Source organism: Bacillus sp. NTK074B (genome assembly GCF_017303375.1).
Taxonomy (GTDB): domain Bacteria; phylum Bacillota; class Bacilli; order Bacillales; family Bacillaceae_B; genus Rossellomorea.
This window is the reverse complement of sequence record NZ_JAFKOH010000233.1, coordinates 1-258: the sequence shown is the minus strand read 5'-3', so window position 1 is coordinate 258 and position 258 is coordinate 1. Positions and strand designations below refer to the sequence as shown.

The 258-nt window shown below is 68.2% G+C and carries 1 pseudogene; it reads right to left on the bottom strand.

Annotation, left to right across the window (positions count from 1 at the left end):
- Positions 1-251: pseudogene (locus tag JI667_RS22155) on the bottom strand (hypothetical protein); the annotation flags it as partial.
- Positions 252-258: the final 7 nt, after the last annotated feature.

Sequence of the window (258 nt, the reverse complement as noted above, 5' to 3'; positions counted from 1 at the left end):
ATACCATAGAGCAGCCGGCTGAGCAGATCGCGGCCCAGATTGTCGGTGCCCAGCGGATAGTCCCAGCTGCCGTCCAGAAAGACCGGCGGGGCAAGGCGGTTCAGCAGGTCCTGTTCGGCATAGCCATGCGGCGCGATCCATGGCGCCAGAAGTCCCGCCAGCGCGATCAGCGCCAGCACCGCCGCGCTGGTCACCACCACCACCGGAACGGCGCGACGGCGCTGGCGGGGCAGGGATGCGGACGAGGTCATCAGGTCA